This is a genomic window from Stenotrophomonas sp. STEN023 (assembly GCF_056760135.1).
In genome coordinates, this window is sequence record NZ_JBRREF010000061.1 from 22,911 (window position 1) to 29,495 (window position 6,585).

Annotated in this window: 6 protein-coding genes and 1 pseudogene; 2 read left to right on the plus strand and 5 right to left on the minus strand. The window is 64.9% G+C overall.

Annotated elements, in window-relative coordinates; genetic code table 11:
* Nucleotide 1: 1 nt before the first annotated feature.
* From ACVOLV_RS15880 to ubiK, 3 genes are all read right to left on the minus strand, one after another.
* The gene (locus ACVOLV_RS15880) at nucleotides 2–1,528 is read right to left on the minus strand and encodes an esterase/lipase family protein (protein ID WP_481555225.1); all 1,527 of its coding nucleotides are present in this window, start codon (nucleotides 1,526–1,528) and stop codon (nucleotides 2–4) included.
* A gap of 212 nt (nucleotides 1,529–1,740) precedes the next feature.
* Nucleotides 1,741–3,255 carry a YifB family Mg chelatase-like AAA ATPase gene (locus ACVOLV_RS15885; protein WP_481555226.1) on the minus strand — a complete coding sequence of 505 codons (1,515 nt, stop codon included), beginning with the start codon at nucleotides 3,253–3,255 and terminating at the stop codon, nucleotides 1,741–1,743.
* Between the two features lie 10 nt (nucleotides 3,256–3,265).
* Entirely contained in the window at nucleotides 3,266–3,523 is a 258-nt protein-coding gene (ubiK, locus tag ACVOLV_RS15890; RefSeq protein ID WP_481536176.1) for a ubiquinone biosynthesis accessory factor UbiK, read from the minus strand.
* Nucleotides 3,524–3,678: 155 nt separating this feature from the next.
* On the opposite strand from ubiK, the gene ACVOLV_RS15895 reads away from it, so the two are divergent.
* Nucleotides 3,679–4,017, plus strand: coding sequence for a P-II family nitrogen regulator (locus ACVOLV_RS15895; protein ID WP_057628415.1), 339 nt, complete (start codon nucleotides 3,679–3,681; stop codon nucleotides 4,015–4,017).
* A gap of 145 nt (nucleotides 4,018–4,162) precedes the next feature.
* Here ACVOLV_RS15895 and ACVOLV_RS15900 read toward each other — a convergent pair whose 3' ends face one another.
* A complete protein-coding gene (locus tag ACVOLV_RS15900) occupies nucleotides 4,163–4,819 on the minus strand; it encodes an RIO1 family regulatory kinase/ATPase domain-containing protein (RefSeq protein WP_481555227.1) in 657 nt (218 codons plus the stop codon).
* Nucleotides 4,820–5,084: 265 nt separating this feature from the next.
* Nucleotides 5,085–5,942 carry a polyamine aminopropyltransferase gene (gene speE / locus ACVOLV_RS15905; RefSeq protein WP_481555228.1) on the minus strand — a complete coding sequence of 286 codons (858 nt, stop codon included), beginning with the start codon at nucleotides 5,940–5,942 and terminating at the stop codon, nucleotides 5,085–5,087.
* A gap of 237 nt (nucleotides 5,943–6,179) precedes the next feature.
* Between speE and ACVOLV_RS15910 the strand changes: the two are divergent.
* A pseudogene (locus ACVOLV_RS15910) lies at nucleotides 6,180–6,585 on the plus strand (hypothetical protein); the annotation flags it as partial.

Sequence of the window (6,585 nt, forward strand, 5' to 3'; positions counted from 1 at the left end):
CTCAGCGCCAATCTGAGAGCGATAGCTTCAGCTCGGCGCTGAAGCCCTTCGCTGATTGCATCGGTACGCTGAAGATATTCGGTGTCTGCTGGTTGATGCCGATGGCCTTGGTACGCGCGGTATCCAACTCGGCTTCGTTCTTGGGCCCGCCGGCCCACTGATCGTCGCTCCACACGTAGCGCAGGCGCCAGCCGCCGGCCTCATCGGGCTTGGCGAAAACCACCAGCGTGTTGCGGAACAGGTACTCGCCGGGGATATGGTTCTTCAGGAACAGCGCACCGTCTACTTGATAGCCGGCATTGCTGACCGCCAGGTCGATGGAGAAGGCGATTTCGCTGCCGGCCAGGATCTTGCTGCTGTCCAGGAATACCGAGAACAGCACGGTTGAGCGCTTGTCCTTGAGCAGATTTCCCTGCGCATCGAAGATATCGCCGTACTCGCGGCGGATGGCGCATTGGTTGGCCTGGGTACGCGAGGTCAGTTCATAGGTGTAAGCACCGCGCGGGGCGACCGTGGCCTCGATGTAGTAGGAGGACTCGATCTTCTTGCCGCGCTTGCGCGCTGCCTCGATTTCTGGCGGGAAGGGCAGTGCGCTGATGTCGAGCTGGGCGGTGGCGCAGGTATCGCCGAACAGGAAGCGCACCAGGTTCTGGTAGCCCTCCTCGGAGTTGACGATGCCGAAGTAGCCGCTGTGGCTGCGGTTGACGAAGGCGCGCGGTGAGCCTTCGACATAGGCGTTGGCGATGCGCACCAGACCATCGCTCAACGCACCGACCGCAAACGAGGACAGGCCATGCGCGGCGGCATAGTCACGGCTGTTGGTGCCGATCAGGCAGAACAGCCGCTCGGGCGGGAAGCCGGACGTGCCCAGGGTGTTGACCTTGTCCTTGGGTACCTTCAGGTACTTGCCCATGTTGGTCCGGTTGAAGTTGTTGATGTCGTTGATCGACAGCAGGTTCGGCAGGTTGATGCCGCCGACTTCGATGCCATTGTGTGGCGTGGCATAGGTGAAGGCCTTGTCGACCATCGCGCGCACCTCGGCGCTGGCCACGTCCGGGTTCTGCAGCAGGCAGCGGCAGATCAGCCCGCCCATCGAGTGGGCGACCAGATAGACGCGGAACTCCTTGCGCATGGCGGCATTGTTGCCGCAGATGCTGTCGCGCAGTTGTTCGATGCGCTTGCCCAGCGCGGCGGCGGCATCGGTGATGGACGGCGTCTTGCCATCGCCGAAGGCCGGGTCGGCCGGATCGTAGTAGCGATGGATGACGATGCAGCGCGGCGAGATGCGGTCGCGGCGCTCGGCACCGAACTCGTAGACGTCGCGGTAGTTGTAGTCCTTCATCAAGCGCACCAGCGGCGACTCGAACACGAACTTGACGATGCTGCCGTCCTGCGCCTGGCGCATCTTGGTGGAGCCGGCCTCGAAGCCCATGAACGGCGTGGAGGTGGTTTCGACGATCTCATCGCGGGTCATCGCGTAGCCGCGCACGTAGATGATCGGGAAGTAGGGGCGCTCGATACGTTCCATGGCCGGTCTCTGCGGGGGCTGTTGGCGATGGTGAACGGATTTCTGGGATTTGTCTTGAATGTGGTGCTTTAAGAGCTAACCCCTCCCCAACCCTCCCCTTGGCTGCGCCAAAGGGAGGGAGCCAGGCTCTACCCCCTTCCTTGCGCGAAGCGCAGGGGAGGGCTGGGGAGGAGTAAGTTTCTGCCGTTGCAGCCCCTATCGCCCACAACAGCCTACCCCTCACCCCCAACCTCACCCCGATCCAACTGCCGATAGCCAATCGCCTCGGTCAGATGCACCCGTTGGATCGCAGCTTCACCGGCAAGATCGGCAATCGTCCGCGCCACCCGCAGGATCCGGTGCATCGACCTTGCCGACAGCTGCAGTCGCTCCATCGCCTGCTCGAGCAGATCAGCATCGGAAGTCGACAAGCCGCAGTCCCGCAACGTCTCCGCCTGCCCGAGATGTGCATTGGCCTTGCCGGCTCGCTCCAGCTGCCGCGCGCGTGTCTGCATTACCCGGCCACGCACTTCGACGCTGCTTTCGCCGGTAGCGGCGTCCCCACGCAGCTCACTCGGCGCCAGCCGCGGGACCTGCAGGTGCAGGTCGATGCGGTCCAGCAGCGGCCCGGAAATGCGCGCGCGATAGCGCCGTATGTTTTCCGCGGAGCAGCGGCAGCGGCCACTGCTGTCACCGGCCCAGCCGCAAGGACAAGGGTTCATGGCCGCGACCAATTGAAAACGTGCCGGGAACTCCATGCTGCGCGCCGCGCGTGAGACGGTGACCGTACCGGACTCCAGTGGCTCGCGCAGCACTTCCAATGCATGTCGGCTCCACTCCGGCAACTCGTCCAAGAACAACACGCCGTTGTGCGCGAGCGAGATCTCTCCAGGGCGCGGATGCGAGCCGCCGCCAACCAGTGCAACCGCGCTGGCGGTGTGATGAGGAGAGCGATAGGGACGCTGTCGCCAACGACTCGGATCAACGCCGCGACCGCTGATCGAGGCAATGGCCGCGGATTCCAAGGCTTCTTCTTCGGTGGCTTCGGGCAGGATGCCGGGCAGGCGCGAGGCCAGCAGGGTCTTGCCGCAGCCAGGCGAACCCAGCAGCAGGAGATGATGGCCGCCCGCAGCAGCAATCTCCAAGGCGCGTCGCGCCTGTTGCTGGCCGCGCACATCGCTGAGGTCTGCAAGTGCAGCGGGTGCGGTGTGCGGTACCTGCGCATCCGGCAGTTGCTTGGTGCCACCCAGCGCTGCGCAGACTTCCAGCAGCGTGCGTGCGACTTTGACCTCGGCGTGTTGGGCCAGCGCCGCTTCGCCGGCGTTGCCGGGTGGCACGATCAGGCAGCGCCGGGCATCGGCGGATGAAATGGCTGCGGGCAGGGCGCCGTCTACCGCGCGCAGTTCACCGGTCAGCGCCAGCTCGCCAATGAACTCGTAGTTGGCCAAGGCATCGCGATCGATCTGTCCGCTGGCAGCGAGGATGCCGAGCGCGATCGGCAGATCAAACCGGCCGCCTTCCTTGGGCAGATCAGCTGGTGCCAGATTGATGGTGATGCGGCGCGCCGGATAGTCGAACTGCGCACAGAGGATGGCGGCACGCACACGATCGCGTGACTCGCGTACGGCGGCTTCGGGCAGGCCGACGATCTGGGTGAAGGGCAGGCCGCCGGACAGGTGCACTTCCACCTGTACCAACGGTGCGCGCACCCCCGCACGGGCGCGGCTGTGCACCAGCGCCAGGCTCACGGCCCGGCGCTCAGGCGTTCTTGTCGGAGGCGCGGTTTTCCAGGGCGGCGACGGCGTGTTCCAGCGCGTCGAGCTTTTCACGGGTGCGCAGCAGCACGGCGCGCTGCACTTCAAATTCTTCGCGGGTGACCAGGTCCAGCTTGCTCAAGCCGGCCTGCAGCGCGGTCTTGAAGGTGGCCTGCAGTTCTTCGCGCGATTCGCGCAGACCCGGCGGCACCAGGCTGCTCAGGCGGCGGGCCAGCTCGTCGATGTGGTTGAGGTCGATCATGGGGTTTCTCCGCAGGGGTGAGCCGAGCCTAGGTGGCGGCTGTTGGTTGCGGGCATCGGTATCCGTTAGTGCCAATGGTAAGGATAGTCCGGAACCTTGCTAGTGGCACGTCAGCCTGCACGGTATGCTGCAGGTATTACCCAAGGAGCCGACCAATGAAGATGATCATGGCCATCGTCAAGCCGTTCAAACTGGACGACGTGCGCGAGGCGCTGGCGGAACGCGGCGTGGCCGGTATCACCGTCACCGAGGTCAAGGGCTTTGGTCGGCAGAAGGGCCACACCGAGCTGTATCGCGGTGCCGAGTACGTGGTCGATTTTCTGCCGAAGGTGAAGATCGAGGTCGCGGTGACCGATGCGCAGGCTGATGAAGTGGTGGAAGCCATCGTCAAGGCCGCCGGCACCGGCAAGATCGGCGACGGCAAGGTATTCGTGTACGACCTGGGCAGCGTGGTGCGGATACGTACCGGCGAGCTGGATGGGGATGCGCTCTGAGGTTTTGGGTTTTGGGGATTTGAAGCTTTAGAGCTTTAGAGCACCCCTCCCCAGCCCTCCCCTGCGCTCTGCGCAAGGGAGGGGGCCAAGCGCTCTGCCCCCTCCCTTTGGCGCAGCCAAGGGGAGGGTTGGGGAGGGGTAGGTTTTAGCCCTTGATTCGCCGATAAAGCCGCTTCCACGCATTACGCACCGCCTGCACCCAGCCCGGCTCGGCCAGCGCCGCGGCCTGTTCGGCGGAGGGCTTCATTCCGGTCAAGCGCTGGCGCATCTTCACCAGGTTCTTCATGTCGCTGCGGCGCAGCTGGCGGAAGATCGGCCAGTTGCGCAGCCAGCGCGGGGCCCGCAGCGCCGAGGTGAAGTCCAGCAGTACCGGCACCCCGGCGCTGACCACCACATTGGTGCCGTGCAGGTCGTTATGGGTGATGCCAGCCGCATGCAGGCGTGCCAGCGCGTTCTGCAGCTGATCGAAGACTTCCTGGGTGACGCCCTGCACACCGGCACTCAAGGTGTCGCCGGGGATGAACTCCATGCCCAGTGCCAGACCGCCAAGGGTGCCCAGCAGCGCCGGAGCGTGCTTCCAGCCCTGCAGGCGCTTGAGCACCTTGGCTTCGCGGCGCACCAGCAGGCGCGCTACCGGCGACAGGGGGGTGCCCTGGTAGCGGCGGTAGTCCTTGACCACGGCCGGGCGGCCGTCGAGTTCGGTGCGGTAGACGTCAGGCTCCAGCAGGCGTTCGCCGCGCTTGAGCAGATGATGGGCGGGAACAACCGCGTGTTCGCCGTCGAAACTGGGCAATGTGTTCATCAAAACCTTCCTGACGCGGGCATGGCGCGGAAAGCGTCTTGCAAAGCCGGTCTAACGTGCCCGAGTGGGCGGGGATGTGCGGCAATTATAAAACTGCACGGTCCATGAATTGCTGAATGTAAAAAAAAAGTTGGCGTCCTGGGCCGGAAAGGATTGTTGCGATGATGTGACTGATGAAACCCGGGCTGTGCGCGTGATGGCCGGAAAACGAAAAACCCCGCGCCGTTGCGGGCGCGGGGCTTGGTTCACGGCACTGGCAGCGGGCTTACTCGCCCAGCGCCTTGGCCACGAACGGCGGGCTGACCAGCACGCCGGTGTGCAGGGGGGCGGTGTAGTACAGGGTGTCGAACGGCTTGGCGGCCGAGTCGGCCTCACGGAAGCCGAAACCGAAACCGGCCTGCTTGCTGGCCACGGTCACCGACCACCAGCCGGTCGGGTAGCACGGCTGCGGGAACGGCAGGGTCTTGAACGACTGGAAGCCGGCCTTGCCCATTTCCGAACGCATGTCCTTGATCAGATCGAGCAGGGCCAGCGGCGACTCGCTCTGCTGCACCAGCAGGCCATCGTCCTTCAAGGCGCGGAAGCAGCTTTCGAAGAAAGCCTTGTTGAACAGGCCTTCGGCCGGGCCGACCGGGTCGGTGGAGTCGACGATCACCACGTCCACGCTGCCCGGGGCGCAGTTGGCCATGTAGGCCACGCCGTCGTCGAACAGCAGCTCGGCGCGCACGTCACCGTTGGATTCGCACAGTTCCGGGAAGTACTTCTCGGCCATGCGGGTGACCTGCTCGTCGATATCGCACTGGGTGGCGCTTTCCACGCCCGGGTGCTTGAGCACCTCGCGCAGGGTGCCGCAGTCGCCGCCGCCGATGATCACCACGCGCTTGGGCGCCGGGTGGGTGAACAGCACCGGGTGGCTGATCATCTCGTGGTAGAAGAAATTGTCCTTGCTGGTCAGCATCATGGCGCCGTCGATGACCATCAACTTGCCCCAGTCGGTGCTGTCGTAGATCTCGATCTTCTGGAACGGCGACTGCACCTCGTCCAGCTTGCCGGTGATGCGGAAACCAATAGCCGAACCAGTCGGCTGGAAGTGTTCGATGAACCAGTTTTCGTTGGAGGTCATTGCAAGTTCCTGGAAGGGGAGGCTGTGCCCTTCTCCCGTTGGGAGAAGGTGCCCCGAAGGGGCGGATGAGGGTAAGGGCGAAGCCTGACATATTCAGGTTTCACGCTTACCCTCACCCCCGACCCCTCTCCCGGGGGGAGAGGGGAGGTAGTGAGGGCGCGGATTGTAACGGACCCTTGCCCCGCTAGCGTTAGAATGCGCGTCCTTATTTATCCACAGCTGAGAGTTGCTACGCCGATGAGCGATTGGTCCCTCGAACAGGCCCGCAAGACCTATTCGATTCCGCACTGGTCTGATGGTTATTTCGACGTCGATGCCGCCGGGCACGTCGTGGTCCGTCCCGCAGGCGCCCAGGGCGCGGCGGTGTCGTTGCCGCAGGTTGTCGATTCGGCGCGTGCCGCCGGCGCCAAGCTGCCGTTGCTGGTGCGCTTTCCGGACATCCTCGGCCAGCGCCTGGGCAAGCTGCAGGCAGCTTTCGCCCAGGCCCAGTCCGACTGGGACTACGCTGGCGGCTATACCGCGGTCTACCCGATCAAGGTGAACCAGCACCGTGGCGGGGGGGGGGGGGGGGGGGGGCCCCCCCCCCCCCGCGCCCGGCGGCGCGGGGGGGCGGGGGCCCGGCGGGGCGGGGGGGGGGGGGGGG

Bases quoted from the DNA above. Each gene is read 5' to 3' on its own strand.
- ACVOLV_RS15895 (WP_057628415.1), top strand. From the start codon at position 3,679: ATGAAGATGATCATGGCCATCGTCAAGCCGTTCAAACTGGACGACGTG.
- ubiK (WP_481536176.1), bottom strand. From the start codon at position 3,523: ATGATCGACCTCAACCACATCGACGAGCTGGCCCGCCGCCTGAGCAGC.
- speE (WP_481555228.1), bottom strand. From the start codon at position 5,942: ATGACCTCCAACGAAAACTGGTTCATCGAACACTTCCAGCCGACTGGT.
- ACVOLV_RS15900 (WP_481555227.1), bottom strand. From the start codon at position 4,819: ATGAACACATTGCCCAGTTTCGACGGCGAACACGCGGTTGTTCCCGCC.
- ACVOLV_RS15880 (WP_481555225.1), bottom strand. From the start codon at position 1,528: ATGGAACGTATCGAGCGCCCCTACTTCCCGATCATCTACGTGCGCGGC.